Consider the following 16,723-nt stretch of genomic DNA (forward strand, 5'->3'; position numbering starts at 1 on the left):
CTACCGAAAAAGTAGAGATACTAAAAAACACCATTCTTCAAAATCCTATTTTTGAAAATAAAGGTATCAGTCTACCACCCATTACTGATGCTATGATTACACAAATTGCAGCAGGTAGTTCACAATGCCAAACTGCTATTGATGGCTTGGTAAAGGATATAGAAGGCACTTCTTTAAAAGAACAATTTAATGATTTAGTCTCTAATCCTAATTTAATTGATGATGTTGTTGAGAATATTGATGCTTGCATTACTGGGGTTCTTAAACCTCTTTGGGAAACCGACGGACATTTTTCTACAGTTTATCTTATTGCGTTACAATTAGGAATGAGTGACACAGATGCAAGAAATTTGGCAATAGCAGCAGAAGACCCAGATACTGATATTAATTTTAAAACTAAAGAATATATTGTAGATGACACTTGGGCTAATGGCTCACTACAAAAAATATATCATACATTAAATGGTGGATTTCATGGAGTAGAAGAATTTCTTACGGCTCTTGGTATTATGAGTACACCCACTTCAGATTTGAAAACTTTAGGATTTCTTATTCATCGGTTTGGAGATACCTACGCACATACAAGACTACGAAGTATAAACCCCAGTGATTTGAATAAATTAGATATTGCGGGAGTAAATGTGTAAGATGGTATATCTCAGACAGAAGCTGATATTTTACAAAAACTAATGCTATCTTGGCAAAATGTGAGTAGTGGAATGATAGAAAATAAAGTGCCGGAATGGATGCAGTTAATCAACGAATACGTACGAAAATATGGAGGAAATCTTGATTATGGCTTAGTTTATAAAACCAGTGTTTGGGTAAATTCGAGAGGAGAAAGAGTTAAACTATCAGATTTTCTGGTTGATGTTTACAAGGTATATGCTCAAAACCCAACTAAGAATGGAAATCTTAGATTATATGGCTGTTCAGATTGTTTTATGACCTTGGAGCATTCTTTTCTTGATAAAGCAAATGCCGATTATATTTTTATAAGAGGAGATTGGTATCTCTCTTATGTGAAGAATTTAGCAGCACTACTCAAATACAAATTTAATTTATCAGGTCAATTAAATATTGAGGTATTTCAGCGAATGGTTGATTATGTTACTAAAAATAAATGCTCTATGAGAGGAGTGATTGATGTAGAAATAGCTTTGCACAATAAAAAAAACAATGTTGATATTTATAAATTCTTAACTAATTGGCAATCACATGGCATAGCGGCAGTAGCTATTGACGATGAAGATATTGAATTACAATATAAAAATGATATTAAAAGAACCCGAAATTATTTGATAAATATTAAAAATAAAGAAATTGTCAATGAAACAAGTTCTTTGGGTTATTTTACTCGATTTATATTTCATAATAAATGCAAATAATTTAATACGACAATGAAAAAAACAGCTTTAAAATCAGTTCTATTTATCCTTGAATGGGTATTAATATTAATCTTTCATATATACTTAAGAAATCATAATCTGCCTGACTTTATAAATTTCAAAAGTAGTTCGATTGATGTAATGAGTAGAGTAGTTTACATCGTTTATGTAACACCCATTTTCTTACTTCTAAGATTATTGCTTCAAACCATTAACAGTCTAAATAAACCTTTATTTATTTTACAAAATATCTATATGCTTACAGTGTTTTTATTAAGCAAAGTAAATGGTGGTGATAGCCTAATGAAGATGTATCTTTTTGGTGCAGTCTTAAATTTAGTTTTCTATTATATAGATGATTTTTTAGTAAAATTAATAGATAAAACAAGCAATAAGTAGATTTTTTGAGATTATTTAATAAATGTAAAAAATAAAGAAATTGTAAATGAAACCAGTTCCCTTGGTGATTTCACACGATTTATATTTCATAACAAATGCAATTAACAAATGAAAAAAATAATTTTAAAATCAACTTTATTTATTCTTGAGTGGATATCCATATTTATTCTTCATATATACATGAGTAAATATAGCCTACCTAAGTTTATAAATTATCAATCTAGCTCAAGTGGTCTCATAAGTAGTTTTATTTACATTGTGTATATATCTCCATTTTTTTTACTATTTAGATTGCTTTCTCAAACTGTTAATAGGATAAATCAACCTATATTCATTATACAAAATTGTTATCTATTCACAGTTTTTTTATTGAGCGAAGTAAATATGCTTTATAAAGATAATTTAATGAAATTATTTTTCTTTGGGGTAGTCTTAAATTTAGTTTTCTATTATATAGATGATTTCTTGGTAAAATTGATAGATAAAAAGGTAGTTAATTAATTTTCAAATGAGCAAAATAGCTTTAAAATCCGCCTTATTTATTATTGAATGAATTTTGATACTTATCCTTCATATATATTTGAGAGACCATACTTTATCAAAATTTGTAAAAGTTACAAGTGGTTCTATTGATGTAATGAGTAGTTTACTTTATATCGTTTATATATCCCCCATTTTTTTGCTTATAAGATTATTATTTCAAACAATCAATGGTGTTATTAAACCCATATTTATTTTACAAAATATCTATATGTTTACCGTCTTTCTTCTGAGTAGTCTAAATGATGGAGATAGCCTAATGAAATTGTATCTGTTTGGTGCCATTTTAAATTTATTATTCTATTATGCAGATGATTTTTTAGTGAAATTGATAGATAAAGTAGGCGAAAAGTAGATTCCTATAATTATTTAACAAACATAAACATAAGGAAATTGTTAATGAAACAATTTCTTTGAGTGATTTTGCACGTTTTATATTTAATAATAAATGTAAATGACTAAAAATTATAAATACTTAATCAAATCTGTCTTATTTATTGCAGAACTCTCATTAGTATTTGTTATACATATTTATATCTTGAATAATCATTTAAGAAATTTTATACAATACAGACAATCGAATGACATTTCTCAAATATTGTATATTGTCTATTTAATTCCTTTATTTTTGATATTAAGAATATTTCTCCAAAATTTTAAAATAGTCAGTACGATAATATTCCTTTTACAGAACATTATCATATTTAATGTTAGTTTGTTGGACAAAGTTTATTTACAAAATGACCTTATAAAAATGTATGTTTTGGGAGTAATCTTGAATATATTATTTTATCTCTTAGACTATTTTTGTATTAGAAGCATTGACAAAATGTTTGATAGATAAATTCTGTTCCATCAAAGTTTGTTGCTTCAATAGATGCTGTTATACAAACAGATTATTTAAAAGAGGCAGAACTTGCTAAAACGAATACATTAGCCTATCTAAGACAAGTAGAAGCAATTGTAAACACGGAGGTAACAGAAATAAAAGATGTGATTAAAATAAACAAAAATTGTACATTTAACACATTAGCATTTAAAATAAAGTTTAAATAAAATGGCGACAAATAAATTGTTTTGGAAATTAATGAAAGAGGATTTACGTATCTGTGTCTTTCAAGTTATACCTTTCTTATTTTATCCTATTGAAGATATAAGGGGTAAAATGATTCTTATTTTCACAATCTCTATTTATCAATTATTAGAAATATTAGTACTAACAATTATTACATTATTTCTTATTTACATTAGTTCTGTTTATATAAAAGAGTTAAAAACATCCCTTCTTTTACTATTGCTTTTATATCTCAACTACTCAATCTCTGCCTTTCACAATAATATTAATAATGCTTCTTTTTCCATATGCTATGTGGTTATTTCAATTTTACTTTTGTACTACTATTCAAATCAAATAGGTAAAATTATTGAAGAACTGGATGTAATGTAATCATCACCAGTGTGGTTTTGTTAGTAAGTAAAGTATGTATTAGTTTCTACATAGTTTACAGAATGATAAAACAGGTAAATGGCAAATACTGTATTGGGTTAGTCAACACTATAAATAATATTTCAATGAAACTTATCGTGAAACAGATTAGTATATCTGATTTAGTATTTGTTTGTTTTTGGATTTTAGGAAACTCTATTTCGGAAAGTTTACATGATTATGGTTTTTTTTTCTATTCATTTGCTTTACTGAGTATATCGTTTTTAGTTGGATATTCAAGCATTAGTATTTTAGAAATAATCAAGAATAAATTCATTCGCATTTTTATTGGGTTGATTATATATGCAATATTACTATTCATTTATATAAGTTTAAATGGAAAGTTTACAAAATGGGGCTTGCTTATCATCATAATTGCGATACAAATATTTTTATTCTATCTCTGCTTAATGATAATCAAGTATTTTTTTTCAAAAAAAACTGACTAAGAATTCTATAATATTTTGTAATGGACTGAATCCTTCACTCCTTATTGTAGTTTTTTTTATTATATCATATGCAAAAACATAATATCAAAAAGAAGCCTGTGTCAGCCCCCAAAAGTTGGAAAATTATATTTAAATGAAAAGAATAGCTTGGATTCTATTAGTGGTTTTTGAAACACTATCAATACCTTTAATTTTCTCATCGGTTGAAAAATTTTTATTAAAAAATGTAAACTTTTTTTAGGACGAGACACAGGGTGAAATTTGGAACAAAACTTGCTCATCACATAATAAACTATTTATATAGCTTTTTACGTTATAGAATTCAATTATTAACCTTATGAACGAATAACTATTTAGACAGTTATTTTGAAAACCAAACACAAAAATGAAGAAAACACTTTTTATAGCACTTGTTGGCGTTTTCATGAGCATGGCTTCATTTGCTCAACACGGTAAGAGTACCACAGGCATAAAGTTTACTGAAGCATCTTGGAAAAAAATTGTTGAAAAAGCCAAAGCCGAGAAAAAGCTTATCTTTATGGATGCCTACACAACTTGGTGTGGGCCTTGTAAAATGCTTCAAGCGAGGGTTTTTCCAGATAAAAACTTGGGAGATTTTTTCAACCAAAACTTTGTAAATGCAGCCATTGATATGGAGTCTGACGAAGGCGTAAGGCTTTCAAGTATCTATGAAGTACAAGGCTATCCATCCTTGTTTTTCATTGACCCAAACACGGGTAAAGTTGTAAAAATGTTTTTGGGTTATACCGAAATTGACCAACTTTTAAGTGCAGGAAAGAAATTGGTAGAGAAGAGAAAAGTGTAATCAATCGTAATATGTGATATTTTAGAAAAGAGAAAGCATTCAATGTTTTCTCTTTTTTTATTATAAACCTTTTACTCAAAAATTCCGTTTATATATGTATATACATCTAATTTTTATATCAAATGAAAAAACTTTTCTTTACACTTGCTTTGGCAAGTATTTCAGCGTTTAGCTTCTCACAAAGTTGTTGCGAATTGGTTTTTGCCAGTAATGATGGAAACATGGGCGTTTTTGCATCGGATAAAGCTTTTATCGCTTCTCACTTAGCACCAATCGTTTATAAGCATACAAGTGAAGTTGGCGGAAAAATGACTGAATTTGCTACACCAGATGGCAAAAAAGCCAATGCGTATTTCGTAAAAGCCAAAAAGAAGTCAGACAAATGGCTCTTTGTATATCAAGAATGGTGGGGCTTAAACGACCACATCAAACGCCAAGCCGATATTTTTTACAATGATTTAGGCGGAAATGTAAATGTGTTAGCACTTGATATGTACGATGGGAAACTGGCAACTGATGCAAGCGAAGCAGGAAAGTATATGCAAGGTGTGGTTGAGGCTCGTCTTGAAAGCATCGTGCAAGGTGGCTTACAATTTGCAGGTAAGAAAGCTAAAGTTGCTAACGTTGGTTGGTGTTTTGGTGGTGGCTGGTCATTGAAATCGGCTATTATTGGTGGAAAACAAACAGTAGGTTCGGTAATGTACTACGGAATGCCAGTAAAAGATGTTGAAAAGCTAAAGACATTGAATACTGATGTTCTTGGTCTTTTCGCAACCGAGCAATGGATTTCTAAAGCAGTAATTGAAGAATTTGCAGCAAATATGAAAACTGCGGGTAAATCTCTCAACTATAAAATCTTTGAAGCTGAACACGCATTTGCGAATCCAAGCAATCCGAAATACGATGAAGCCAAAGCTAAAGAAGCCTACGGAATGGCTATCGAGTATTTAAAAAAGAAACTTTTGTAAATATTCTGGAGCGAACCTTAGGTTCGCTGTAAAAACATAATGAGTTGTACTCAATTTTAGCTTTCAAAAGCAAAAAATTGAGTACAACTCATTTTTTTATCAGCATATTTCAATAAATTCACTTCTCTAAAATCATCCAAACTAAAACCTCCCTGAACCATGCCCTCACGCCGTAGTTTTTTGAGCAAAGCCGCCATGCTTGCCAGTACCTCACTCATTCCATCGTTAAAAGCTTTTTCCCATGAGGAATTACTAACTTTGGCTGCTTACAAACCAGAAAAGTCAGCCATCGAACTGGCAACCGATGAAGATTATTGGTGGCAAATACAGCAAGCTTACACAGTTTCACCACAAATCATTAATCTAAATAATGGAGGTGTGAGTCCATCACCAATGGTAGTGCAAAATGCCGTTGATAGATATAATAAACTCGCCAACGAAGCACCCAGTTATTATATGTGGCGAATCTTAGACCAAGGCAGAGAACCACTGCGTGAAAATTTGGCAAAATATGCAGGAGTTTCGCCCGACGGAATAGCCATCAATCGAAATGCCACCGAAGCTCTCGATACCGTAATTATGGGTTTACCCTTACAGCGAGGCGATGAAATCGTAATGACCCGCTACGACTACCCGAATATGCTGCATGCCTGGCGTCAACGAGAATTACGTGATGGGCTAAAAATCAATTATGTAGAACTTGATTTGCCCGCTGAAGACACTGAATTAATTGTCAAGAAATATGTCGAGCAAATGACCCCACGCACTAAAATTGTGCATATCACGCACATTATGAATTGGAATGGACAAGTTATTCCAGCCAAACGCATTGCCGACGAAGCCCACAAACGTGGTATCGAAGTTTTGATTGATGGAGCTCATTCGTTTGCTCATCTCGAATACAAAATTCCTGATTTGGGCGGAGATTATTACGGAACAAGTCTGCACAAGTGGCTTTCTGCTCCCATCGGTTCGGGAATGCTTTGGGTGAAAAAAGAAAAAATTAGCAAAGTTTTTCCACTTATTCCCAACGATAAACCAAATTCTGACAATATCCGAAAATTTGAAAACCTTGGCACTCGTCCATTTATGATTGAGCAAGCCATCGGACAAGCACTTAATTTCCAATTGGCCATTGGTAATGCAAGAAAAGAAGCCCGTTTACGTTTCTTAAAAGATTATTGGGCAAAAGAGGCAAGTAAAATGCCTAAAATAAAAATGAATACTTCGCTAAAACCCGAATTTTCGGGGGCATTGGCACATTTTAGTGTTGAAGGTTTAGAAGCAGGAAAAATGGAAGGCGAATTGTTTGCTAAGTTCAAAATACACACCTCACCAACCAAATGGGAAAAACTCGATGGAGTGAGAGTTACCCCACACGTTTACACCTCACTACGAGATTTAGACCGTCTCTTAGACGGAGTGCAGCATCTGACAAAACTATAAGACTTAAAACCATAAAAAACCCAAAATATTAGTATGCTTGCATACTAATATTTTTTTATATAACTTTGATTCATCAACAACATTAAAACAAAACCAAGTAAAACTATGACAGCAACTACAATAGAAGGAATCAACTTTAACTTAACCGAAGAACATTTGGCGGTGCAAGCCGCAGCCCGAGATTTCGCCCAAAATGAGCTTTTACCTACTGCCATTGAGCGAGATACCCATTCGGTGTTTCCGTATGAGCAAATCAAGAAAATGGGAGAGTTAGGTTTTATGGGAATGATGGTTTCGCCCGAATACGGTGGCGGTGGTATGGACACAATCTCGTATGTGCTGGCGATGGAAGAAATCTCGAAAGTGGATGCTTCTGCTTCAGTGGCGATGTCGGTCAACAACTCGTTGGTGTGTTGGGGTTTAGAGGCTTTCGGAACAGAAGAACAAAAACAAAAATATTTAAAGCCACTCGCATCGGGCGAAATTATCGGGGCTTTTTGCTTGTCTGAACCCGAAGCTGGCTCAGATGCAACTTCACAAAAAACAACCGCCGAAGACAAAGGCGATTATTATTTAGTAAACGGTACAAAAAACTGGATTACCAATGGTGGAACATCGTCGGTTTGTTTGGTTATTGCTCAAACCCACCCCGAACTAAAACACAAAGGAATCAATGCTTTAATTATCGAAAAAGGCACTGAAGGTTTTGTAGTAGGAAAAAAAGAAGATAAAATGGGAATTCGCTCATCAGATACACATTCTTTGATGTTTACTGATGTAAAAGTTGCGAAAGAAAACCGCATCGGAGCCGATGGTTTTGGATTTAAGTTTGCCATGACAACTCTCAACGGTGGAAGAATCGGAATTGCTGCACAAGCTCTCGGCATTGCAGCAGGTGCATACGAACTGGCCGTAAAATATTCAAAAGAACGTAAATCATTCGGCAAAGCCATCAGCGAACACCAAGCAATTCAGTTTAAATTGGCCGAAATGGCAACCAAAATAGAAGCAGCTCGTTTGTTGGTTTATAAGGCCGCTCGCCAAAAAGACGAAGGCAAAGATTACGTAGAATCAGCAGCGATGGCCAAACTTTTTGCCTCAGAAGTAGCCATGTGGGCAACTACCGAAGCCGTACAGATTCACGGGGGCTATGGTTATGTAAAAGAATTCCACGTAGAACGCCTCATGCGTGATGCTAAAATTACGCAGATTTATGAAGGAACTTCCGAGATTCAAAAACTTGTGATTGCAAGAGAGATTTTGAAATGATAGCTTTGCATAAAATTTGCATTTAGCCATTTTAAAAATTAACATGAAAAATCTATTTCTGGTATTATTTGTTTGCATTGGTTTCTCAGCTTTTTCACAAGAAACCATCACGGCTTCGCAAGCTAAAGATTTTGTGGGTAAAGAAGTTTTCTTGACGGGTAAAGTTGCTGGTTCAAGACTTTTTCAAAGACCAATGGGCGATATGCTTTTGTTAAACATTGATAAACCTCACCCAAGCAATGACATTACTGTTGTTGTTGAAGGTGAAGTCATTTCAAAAGGGAAATTTTCAGAAGCTACTTTACAAGGAAAGTCAATAAAAGTGAAAGGAATTGTGAGTATTTATAAAGAAAAACCACAAATAAAACTCGAAAGCGAAGCTAACCTAACAATCATAGAGTAGCACAAAATTTTAAATTGTGTTGAGAGCGATTTAGAAAATTGCTCTACTAAAAGGCTCAAGTTGAGCCTTTTTTAATATCTGCACCACCTAAATTAAATTTTTTTAAAAATAATATCTTCACTTTTTATCAAAATAAAAATAAAATCTTCTATTTTAGTAGTTTGATTCTTAAAGCAATTAATTTCTATTTCATCCCTAATAAAAAATGAACTTATTCGAGATTAAAGAGCAGGCTAAAGTGTATGATGTTGTCATTGTTGGCTCAGGAGCTGGTGGTGGTATGGCAGCGTATCAACTCGCAAAAGCTGGTGCTAAAGTTTGTTTGTTGGAAGCTGGTGGCTACTTCGACCCCGCTGACCCAAAGTATATTACCCAAATGAAAAACCCTTGGGAATCTCCTCGTCGTGGAGCAAGTACTCGCCATCGTCCGTTTGGAGATTTTGATGCTGCTTGGGGTGGCTGGGACATCGAGGGCGAGCCTTATACGGCTGCTCAAGGTACGCAATTCCGTTGGTTCCGCTCAAGAATGTTGGGTGGGCGTACCAATCACTGGGGGCGTATTTCGATGCGTTTCGGTCCAGATGATTTCAAAAGAGGCTCTTTGACTGGTATTGGCGACGACTGGCCAATTGATTACGAAGACCTTGCACCTTACTATGATAAAGTAGATAAAATGATTGGTCTTTTCGGTACAAAAGAAGGTATCCGAAACGAGCCAGATGGTATTTTCTTACCTCCTCCAAAACCACGTTTGCATGAGTTAATGCTCAAAAAAGCGGCTACAGGCATCGGAATTCCTGTAATTCCTTCTCGTATGGCCATGCTTACGAAGCCAATCAATGACTCTCGTGGTTCGTGTTTCTATTGCGGCCAGTGCGGTCGTGCTTGCCAAGCTTATGCCGACTTCTCGGCTTCTTCGGTGCTTTGTATTCCTGCCGCAAAAACAGGTAACTTGACTTTGATAAACAACGCAATGGTGCGTGAAGTATTGACCGATGCTAACACTGGTTTAACAACGGGTGTTTCGTATGTCAATAAAATGGACTTGAAAGAATACACAATCAAAGGTAAAATTGTGGTTTTGGCGGCCAGTACTTGCGAAACAGCTCGTATTCTTTTAAATTCAAAATCATCAAGATTCCAAAAAGGACTCGCTAACGATAGCGGAGTTGTGGGTAAATACCTCAATGACTCGACTGGTGCGAGCCGTTCGGCATTTATTCCTGCCTTGATGGATAGAAAACGCTACAATGAAGATGGTGTTGGTGGTATGCACGTATTTACGCCATGGTGGTTGGATAATAAAAAATTAGATTTCCCACGTGGGTATCACATCGAATACGGCGGTGGTATGGGAATGCCAGGCGGTGGTTTCGGTGGTGGAATTGAGCGTGTAAACGGTCTTTACACCGATAAAAATGGTAATAAAAAACGTGCTGGTGGCTACGGTGCAGGTTTGAAAGAAGATGTGATTCGTACATACGGTGCGTATATCGGTATGGCTGGACGTGGAGAACCTATTCCGTTGGAGTCGAACTACTGCGAAATCGACCCAAATAATGTTGATAAGTACGGTATTCCGACGCTTCGCTACAACTACAAATGGAGCGAAAATGAAATTAAGCAAGCCAAACACATGCAGGATACATTCGAGCAAATTATCCACGAAATGGGCGGTATTGCTTTGGGTAAAAAACCAGATGCAAGCACCAACTATGGTTTGGCTCAACCAGGAGAAATCATCCACGAAGTTGGAACGGTTCGTATGGGTAATGACCCTAAAAAATCGGCATTGAACAAATGGCAACAAGCACACGATGTGAAAAACTTATTTGTGGTTGATGCGGCTCCGTTTGTTTCGCAAGGTGATAAGAACGTTACATGGACAATCTTGGCGAGTTCGTGGCGTACTTCAGATTACATCATCGACCAAGTAAAAGCTAAGAATTTGTAATTTAGACATGAGATATTAGACAAGAGACAAGAGATTTTGTTTTATATATTTCGGTAGCTTAGGCATCGCTCAGCACCAAAAGAATATCTGATAATAAAATCTCGTATCTCAAATCTTGTGTCTCGCTTCCAAATAAAGAAAAACATGAAACGTAGAGATACATTAAAAGCAATATCTTTAGGTACTTTCGGAATGGCGGCTTTACCAACTACCGATTTGGTAGCGGCTGCTCCAGACCCAAAGCCTTTTAAGACCACGCCTGCTCGTGTAGCCGAGGAAATTGAGCGTGATAAAAAACTAATGGCCGAGAAGTTTTTCACGGCTGCCGAATTGACAACGATTGGTATTTTGTGTGACATTATTATGCCTGCCGATGCAAAATCGGGAAGTGCTACGCAAGTAGGCGTGCCAGCTTACATAGAGTTTATGGCAAAAGACCAACCTGCGTATCAGACTCCACTTCGTGGCGGTTTGAAATGGTTGGATAATGTTTGTTTGAAGCAATTTGGTAAGGTTTTTTCTTTATGTTCGGCAAAAGAAAGAATTCAGATTGTTGATGAAATTGCTTATCCGAATGATGTAAAACCAGAATATACACAAGGAGCAGCATTTTTTACGCAAATGAGAAACCTAACTGTATCGGGTTATTTTACAACACAAACAGGATTTGAAGTATTGGGTTATGTAGGAAATCGCCCAAATCAATGGGATGGTGTTCCGCAAGATGTATTGGATAAATACGGCTTGAAGTATGACCCTCTTTATGACAAAAAAGATTGATTTTTTTAGTCGACAGTTTACAAGGCTCGGTAGAATTTTTCTACTGAGCCTTTATTTTTGCCCAGAACAAAAACGTCGGCATGGCTCGAAGCCATGCCGACGTTAAAAAAGCGTTTTATATAGAAAATTCTACAACAAAGCTCTATCCAAATGTACATAACCACCATCGACGTGAATCAGTTGGCCAGTGGTGTGGCTTGATTTGTCAGAAAGTAAGAAAACGACCATATTGGCTATTTCTTCGGCGGTTGTCATTCGGTTGCCCAATGGAATTTTTGAGTTGATTTTTTCCAAAGTTTCTGCTGGATTTGGCAAGGTTTGTATCCATTTTTCGTAAAGAGGCGTATAACATTCGGCCACAATTAAGGAGTTTACTCTGATGCCGTATTTCAATAATTCAACTGCCCATTCACGCGTGAGAGCATTTCTGCCACCGTTGGCGGCTGCGTAGGCCGATGTACCACCTTGTCCAGTTTCGGCAGTTTTTGAGCCAATATTTACAATCGAACCTTTTGATGCTTTCAGAGCTGGCAAAGCGTGCTGAACGATTAGATAATAATGCACTAAGTTTTTGTGCAAAGACTCCATAAATCGCTCATAATTACCATTTTCGAGTCCAACGCCATCGTTTACACCAGCATTATTCACAACGCCATCAATTCGGCCAAATTTTTGATTGATTTCGGCAATGGCTTTTTCACATTCACTTGGCTGCGAAAGTTCGGCTACCACTTGTTCGCATTTCTGACCCAAAGCAATTATTTCGTTGACCAATTTTAAGTTATCGGCTTCATTACGGCCAATAATTACGGGAATTGCACCTTCATTGGCCAACACTCTCACGATGCCTTCTCCGATGCCTTTTGCTCCGCCAGTTACGATAATTACTTTGTCGCTTAAATTAAGATTCATTTGTTTTAAAATGGATTTTTGAGGTTGAATTATTCTTTATGAAAACTATTTGACTATGTGAAACTCCAAATCTTGGAAATCAAAACTAAAATCGGTTAATGGCGAAATTGCTTCCATGGTCATTCCTGCGGCTTTGCCTTCGGTATCTAAATTGAAGTTTACATAGGCATCGGCATCGAGGCTTCTATCGTTCCATTTCGCTACAAACGTATTGCCTTTGTAGTAAAGCATTTCGCCCGAAATTTTTGGTGAACGCTTCGAAGCAAATAGTAATTTTCCGTTTTTCAACGAAATCGTTACATCGCCAAACCACGCATCTTTGTACGTACCAACAAATTGATTGAGGTCGATTTTTGTATTATTTTTTTGCTGAGCATCAATAGTTGACCATATTTCATCCGTGATTTTCTTGGCATTTTCGTTGCCAGCCACCACACGGGCGTGGTATTCAGCCACACGGTCAACTTTTGGCATTCCTAAGTAGCTATCTTTAATGGTATTCGTGATGGCCGTAAAAGCTGCACCGACTTGTTGGTTGGTAAAAACAATGATTCCGAGTTTTAATTCAGGTAAAATCGTTATTTGTGTTACTACACCAGCCAAGCCGCCTGTGTGGGTAGCTTGCTTGTAGCCTTTCACATCGCTTAAAAACCAACCCAATCCATAAGCCGAAAAGTGTGTATTATAAGCCGTTGGGCCACGAACTGGAATAATGGTTTGTGGTGTCCACATTTCCTCGTGAACTTCTTGGCTGAAAAGTCTTTTTGAACCATCGCCGTACTTTCCGCCATTGATTTGGGCAATCACCCATTTGCTCATGTCCGAAACACTACTGCAAATTCCGCCCGCAGCATTGGCGGTTTCGCTCCAGTCAATATCAATGGCTTGTACTTTTCCATTTACTGGGGCGTGCGGAGAAATAATATTCGATTTGTCTTTGAGCCTGCTTATCGAAGCCGCTGTTTTGGTCATGCCGAGCGGTTGCATGATGCGTTTTTCTACAAAGTCTTCCCACGAAATACCCGAAACACGAGCAACAACTTCGCCCGCTACGATGTAAAGGTTATTATCATAATCATATTTTGAGCGGAAACTCGAAACAGGCTTTAGGTAGCGAAGATTATGAATAATATCGGTTTTAGTGAAATTGCTGGAATCGGGAAACATCATTAAATCTCCAGCCCCTAAGCCCATTCCACTACGGTGACAAAGCAAATCTCTGATAGTAAACTCTTCGGTTACGTACGGATTGTATAATTTAAATTCGGGAATAATATCGGTTACTTTGGTGTCCCACTTGATTTTCTTCTCATCAACTAACATTCCCAGAGCGGCTGCGGTATAGGCTTTGCTATTGGAAGCTACGCCAAAAAGCGTATTTTCATCAACCTTTTGCTGGGTTCTTAGCGAACGAACGCCATAGCCTTTGGCATGAATTACTTTGTCATCTTTAATAACGGCCACGGCAATTCCTGGCACATCAAACGTTTTTAGGGTTCGCTCAACTAAGGCATCAATTTCGGCCGAGGTGATGGTTTGTGCCTTGCTCGAAAAAAAGCTTGATGATAAAATGATAAAGGCAAATAGGATTTTTTTCATGGGTAAAGAATGAAGATGAATATAATGCCCGAATTTATCTTAATTTGGGGAGAAATACAATTTATGAAAGCTTGTAAGCTGAGTATGGTTTAACTATATGGCTATTTTACGCCACATAATTTTACAAAAGTTATTGGACTAAAACGTTCAAAAATTCTTCTACTTTTAAAACTTGAATCTTAGGGAAGGGAATTTGTTTTAGAACATCAAAATGGCGGTCTTGGCTCACTAAATAAGTAGCATTACAAGCAATGGCACAGTCAACAAATTTATTGTCGTCGGGGTCAGATTGTATCAAATTCCAAGCAAAATATCGAGTAATATACTCTACATTGGGTTGTTCAAGCAATAGTTCAACTTAACGTTTGTGCTACATCAGCTCCCATTTTATGGCCAATTATTTCGACATACTCTTCCAATATTTAGTTGGAGAAACAAAGTGTATATTTTTCCTCCAAGAAATAATCAAAAACCACTCGATTGGCCGATTTACTCGAAATGATTGTTAGTAGAATATTCGTATCTAAAACAATCTTCATTGATTTTTATAGGGAGTTCGTAGATGCGAATTTAAAATTTGCTCTTCATCGGTTGCTGTCCATCCGTTTTGTTCCCATACGGCATCAGCTTGTTTGGTTAGTTTTTGAGCTAAATACTTACGCACCAGTTTTTTTATCTCTATCAAATCATCTTCTTCGATATTCGCCATGAGCCTAAGCATATATAATTGGCTTTCGCTCAGTGGACTATTGATTGTTTGTGCTGCCATTTGTCTGAAATTTTCACTAAAAATAATTCTTTATACTCAATTTTGCAATGAGATGAATAGATTAGAATACTTTACGAACCTTTAGCTCTCAATTTATTTGTCGTAGATATTTCTGATAAGCCATTGCTACCAAAGCCGTCGTGTAAGCATCAGAGGTAAAATAGAGAATATTCCGAACGACCGTTCCACCCGAAAAGAAAACCCCGCCTGTCCAATAGGCTTGGTTTTGTTCGATCTTCTTTTTTGAATCAATAAATGCAATGGCTCGATTGATTGATTCTTGTGGAACATCCAAACCAGATTCTTTCAGATAAAGCATTGCCAGCAAGGCATAAGTAGTTGACTGTAAGACATCTCGCTTATTTACGTGCTTCCAACTTTCGTAGCTTCCGTCGAGTTTTTGGCTTTTTTTTAGGTGAACCAGAAGTAATTTTGCCGAGTTTTTTAAGGCGGTATCGCCCGCAGCTAAGGCTCGCCCAACCGCAAAATGAAAATGGTAACGGTTTGGGTAATAAATGCCCATTCTGTTCCATCGTCCACGTTTGGTGTGTTTTTCGATGAGTTGGTGAGCGGCTTTGCTACCTTTACTATTATTAAGCGAGCCTTTTTTTGTTAGGTACGTCAGTACATTGGCATTTACAACTACATCGACATCATTTGTTCCCCACGGAATGTACGGCACGTATGGGTGTGGGTAGCACACACTAAACGGCAGAAAGAAAATCAGATTATTGAAAACGGTTTTATGAAAACGCCAATTTTCGTAAGTCGATTCTTGAGCCAGCCAAGTCATGTACGCTCCCGATTTCTTGAAACCGTGATACATATAATTATACCAATGTCGATTCTGACGATTTTTATCAAGAAATTGGTCGAAAATGCTGTATTTAATCGGAATAATGGAATCGGTTTTTCCAAAAATCTTTTGGTGATACCAAATGGCCAAATTTCCGAGAGCCGTGTCATCGGCATCGTTGGCTACATTGGCTGCATTATTGATGAAGCGTTCTTCGAGGTTAAAAGTTGTCGGTCGCCTTACCAAAGGCACAGGATTTGGTTCTTTTCCCCAACTTAAATCTCGACGAGGTGGTAATTTCTTCCAAAAATTAAATTCATAACCGAGCGGCGTAGGAGTACCGTAACTCAAAATTTCGGGATAGACTTTCTGCAACATCGGTAAAATATGCTTTTGGGTCGTATCTGCCAAATACATTTCGGCCAGAATATTATGGATACCCGCCATCGTGAAGCAGTTGGAGTCTCGATAGCGGTTTTTTGTACCGAGCAAGAAAAAAAAGCCTTTCATCTGCATATATGCTACCCATTCGCCTGCATACTGTTGACCTTCAATGGTTTGGGTAGTTTGGTTTTGAGCTAAATAATGGAGGCTTCGCTCAATATCTTTTCGGAGAGAATCGGGCGAAGGTTGCTGAGAAAAAGCCGTAAAATTTATCAGAAAGAGTAGAAATAGAGCGTTTTTCATGGAATTATAAAAAAATAGCCTCCACGAAAGAGGCTATTTGATAGAATTTTAT

General features: G+C 36.3%; 15 protein-coding genes. 9 read left to right on the forward strand and 6 right to left on the reverse strand.

The genetic code is table 11. The annotated features are described in order from the left end of the window. The 9 genes from A6M55_RS17465 to A6M55_RS11760 all read left to right on the forward strand — a co-directional run. Nucleotides 1–647 (forward strand): hypothetical protein (locus A6M55_RS17465; RefSeq protein ID WP_197491701.1); only part of this gene is annotated, 647 nt, incomplete at its 5' end. A 42-nt stretch (nucleotides 648–689) separates the two neighbouring features. Further along, a complete protein-coding gene (locus tag A6M55_RS11695) occupies nucleotides 690–1,388 on the forward strand; it encodes a hypothetical protein (protein WP_064197771.1) in 699 nt (232 codons plus the stop codon). 3,259 nt (nucleotides 1,389–4,647) lie between these two features. Further along, entirely contained in the window at nucleotides 4,648–5,088 is a 441-nt protein-coding gene (locus A6M55_RS11730; protein ID WP_064197778.1) for a thioredoxin fold domain-containing protein, read from the forward strand. Between the two features lie 122 nt (nucleotides 5,089–5,210). Further along, nucleotides 5,211–6,056: a dienelactone hydrolase family protein gene (locus tag A6M55_RS11735; RefSeq protein ID WP_064197779.1), complete on the forward strand. Its 846-nt coding sequence runs from the start codon at nucleotides 5,211–5,213 to the stop codon at nucleotides 6,054–6,056. Nucleotides 6,057–6,215: 159 nt separating this feature from the next. After that, on the forward strand, nucleotides 6,216–7,502 hold the full coding sequence (locus A6M55_RS11740; protein ID WP_064197780.1) for an aminotransferase class V-fold PLP-dependent enzyme: 1,287 nt from the start codon (nucleotides 6,216–6,218) through the stop codon (nucleotides 7,500–7,502). Between the two features lie 105 nt (nucleotides 7,503–7,607). Beyond that, nucleotides 7,608–8,771 carry an acyl-CoA dehydrogenase gene (locus tag A6M55_RS11745; RefSeq protein WP_064197781.1) on the forward strand — a complete coding sequence of 388 codons (1,164 nt, stop codon included), beginning with the start codon at nucleotides 7,608–7,610 and terminating at the stop codon, nucleotides 8,769–8,771. A 43-nt stretch (nucleotides 8,772–8,814) separates the two neighbouring features. Further along, entirely contained in the window at nucleotides 8,815–9,174 is a 360-nt protein-coding gene (locus A6M55_RS11750; protein ID WP_064197782.1) for a hypothetical protein, read from the forward strand. A 205-nt stretch (nucleotides 9,175–9,379) separates the two neighbouring features. After that, nucleotides 9,380–11,128 (forward strand): GMC oxidoreductase, encoded by a 1,749-nt coding sequence (locus tag A6M55_RS11755; RefSeq protein WP_064197783.1) that lies wholly within the window; start codon nucleotides 9,380–9,382, stop codon nucleotides 11,126–11,128. A 144-nt stretch (nucleotides 11,129–11,272) separates the two neighbouring features. Beyond that, a complete protein-coding gene (locus A6M55_RS11760) occupies nucleotides 11,273–11,908 on the forward strand; it encodes a gluconate 2-dehydrogenase subunit 3 family protein (protein WP_064197784.1) in 636 nt (211 codons plus the stop codon). A gap of 129 nt (nucleotides 11,909–12,037) precedes the next feature. On the opposite strand, the gene A6M55_RS11765 is transcribed toward A6M55_RS11760, so the two are convergent. The 6 genes from A6M55_RS11765 to A6M55_RS11785 all read right to left on the reverse strand — a co-directional run bounded on the left by A6M55_RS11765 (nucleotide 12,038) and on the right by A6M55_RS11785 (nucleotide 16,671). Then, a complete protein-coding gene (locus A6M55_RS11765) occupies nucleotides 12,038–12,820 on the reverse strand; it encodes an SDR family oxidoreductase (protein ID WP_064197785.1) in 783 nt (260 codons plus the stop codon). A gap of 45 nt (nucleotides 12,821–12,865) precedes the next feature. After that, the gene (locus A6M55_RS11770; protein ID WP_064197786.1) at nucleotides 12,866–14,419 is read right to left on the reverse strand and encodes a serine hydrolase; all 1,554 of its coding nucleotides are present in this window, start codon (nucleotides 14,417–14,419) and stop codon (nucleotides 12,866–12,868) included. Between the two features lie 130 nt (nucleotides 14,420–14,549). Continuing rightward, nucleotides 14,550–14,768 carry a putative toxin-antitoxin system toxin component, PIN family gene (locus tag A6M55_RS17575; protein WP_229235521.1) on the reverse strand — a complete coding sequence of 73 codons (219 nt, stop codon included), beginning with the start codon at nucleotides 14,766–14,768 and terminating at the stop codon, nucleotides 14,550–14,552. Nucleotides 14,769–14,841: 73 nt separating this feature from the next. Next, the gene (locus A6M55_RS17580) at nucleotides 14,842–14,958 is read right to left on the reverse strand and encodes a PIN domain-containing protein (protein WP_229235522.1); all 117 of its coding nucleotides are present in this window, start codon (nucleotides 14,956–14,958) and stop codon (nucleotides 14,842–14,844) included. Next, nucleotides 14,955–15,188: a hypothetical protein gene (locus A6M55_RS11780; protein WP_064197787.1), complete on the reverse strand. Its 234-nt coding sequence runs from the start codon at nucleotides 15,186–15,188 to the stop codon at nucleotides 14,955–14,957. Before A6M55_RS11780 ends, A6M55_RS17580 begins: the two co-directional genes overlap by 4 nt. An 88-nt stretch (nucleotides 15,189–15,276) precedes the next feature. Continuing rightward, nucleotides 15,277–16,671, reverse strand: coding sequence for a hypothetical protein (locus A6M55_RS11785; protein WP_064197788.1), 1,395 nt, complete (start codon nucleotides 16,669–16,671; stop codon nucleotides 15,277–15,279). Nucleotides 16,672–16,723 lie beyond the last annotated feature (52 nt).

Source organism: Emticicia sp. MM (assembly GCF_001649495.1).

Bases quoted from the DNA above. Each gene is read 5' to 3' on its own strand.
- A6M55_RS11695 (WP_064197771.1), top strand. From the start codon at position 690: ATGCTATCTTGGCAAAATGTGAGTAGTGGAATGATAGAAAATAAAGTG.
- A6M55_RS11730 (WP_064197778.1), top strand. From the start codon at position 4,648: ATGAAGAAAACACTTTTTATAGCACTTGTTGGCGTTTTCATGAGCATG.
- A6M55_RS11735 (WP_064197779.1), top strand. From the start codon at position 5,211: ATGAAAAAACTTTTCTTTACACTTGCTTTGGCAAGTATTTCAGCGTTT.
- A6M55_RS11740 (WP_064197780.1), top strand. From the start codon at position 6,216: ATGCCCTCACGCCGTAGTTTTTTGAGCAAAGCCGCCATGCTTGCCAGT.
- A6M55_RS11745 (WP_064197781.1), top strand. From the start codon at position 7,608: ATGACAGCAACTACAATAGAAGGAATCAACTTTAACTTAACCGAAGAA.
- A6M55_RS11750 (WP_064197782.1), top strand. From the start codon at position 8,815: ATGAAAAATCTATTTCTGGTATTATTTGTTTGCATTGGTTTCTCAGCT.
- A6M55_RS11755 (WP_064197783.1), top strand. From the start codon at position 9,380: ATGAACTTATTCGAGATTAAAGAGCAGGCTAAAGTGTATGATGTTGTC.
- A6M55_RS11760 (WP_064197784.1), top strand. From the start codon at position 11,273: ATGAAACGTAGAGATACATTAAAAGCAATATCTTTAGGTACTTTCGGA.
- A6M55_RS11765 (WP_064197785.1), bottom strand. From the start codon at position 12,820: ATGAATCTTAATTTAAGCGACAAAGTAATTATCGTAACTGGCGGAGCA.
- A6M55_RS11770 (WP_064197786.1), bottom strand. From the start codon at position 14,419: ATGAAAAAAATCCTATTTGCCTTTATCATTTTATCATCAAGCTTTTTT.
- A6M55_RS17580 (WP_229235522.1), bottom strand. From the start codon at position 14,958: ATGAAGATTGTTTTAGATACGAATATTCTACTAACAATCATTTCGAGT.
- A6M55_RS11780 (WP_064197787.1), bottom strand. From the start codon at position 15,188: ATGGCAGCACAAACAATCAATAGTCCACTGAGCGAAAGCCAATTATAT.
- A6M55_RS11785 (WP_064197788.1), bottom strand. From the start codon at position 16,671: ATGAAAAACGCTCTATTTCTACTCTTTCTGATAAATTTTACGGCTTTT.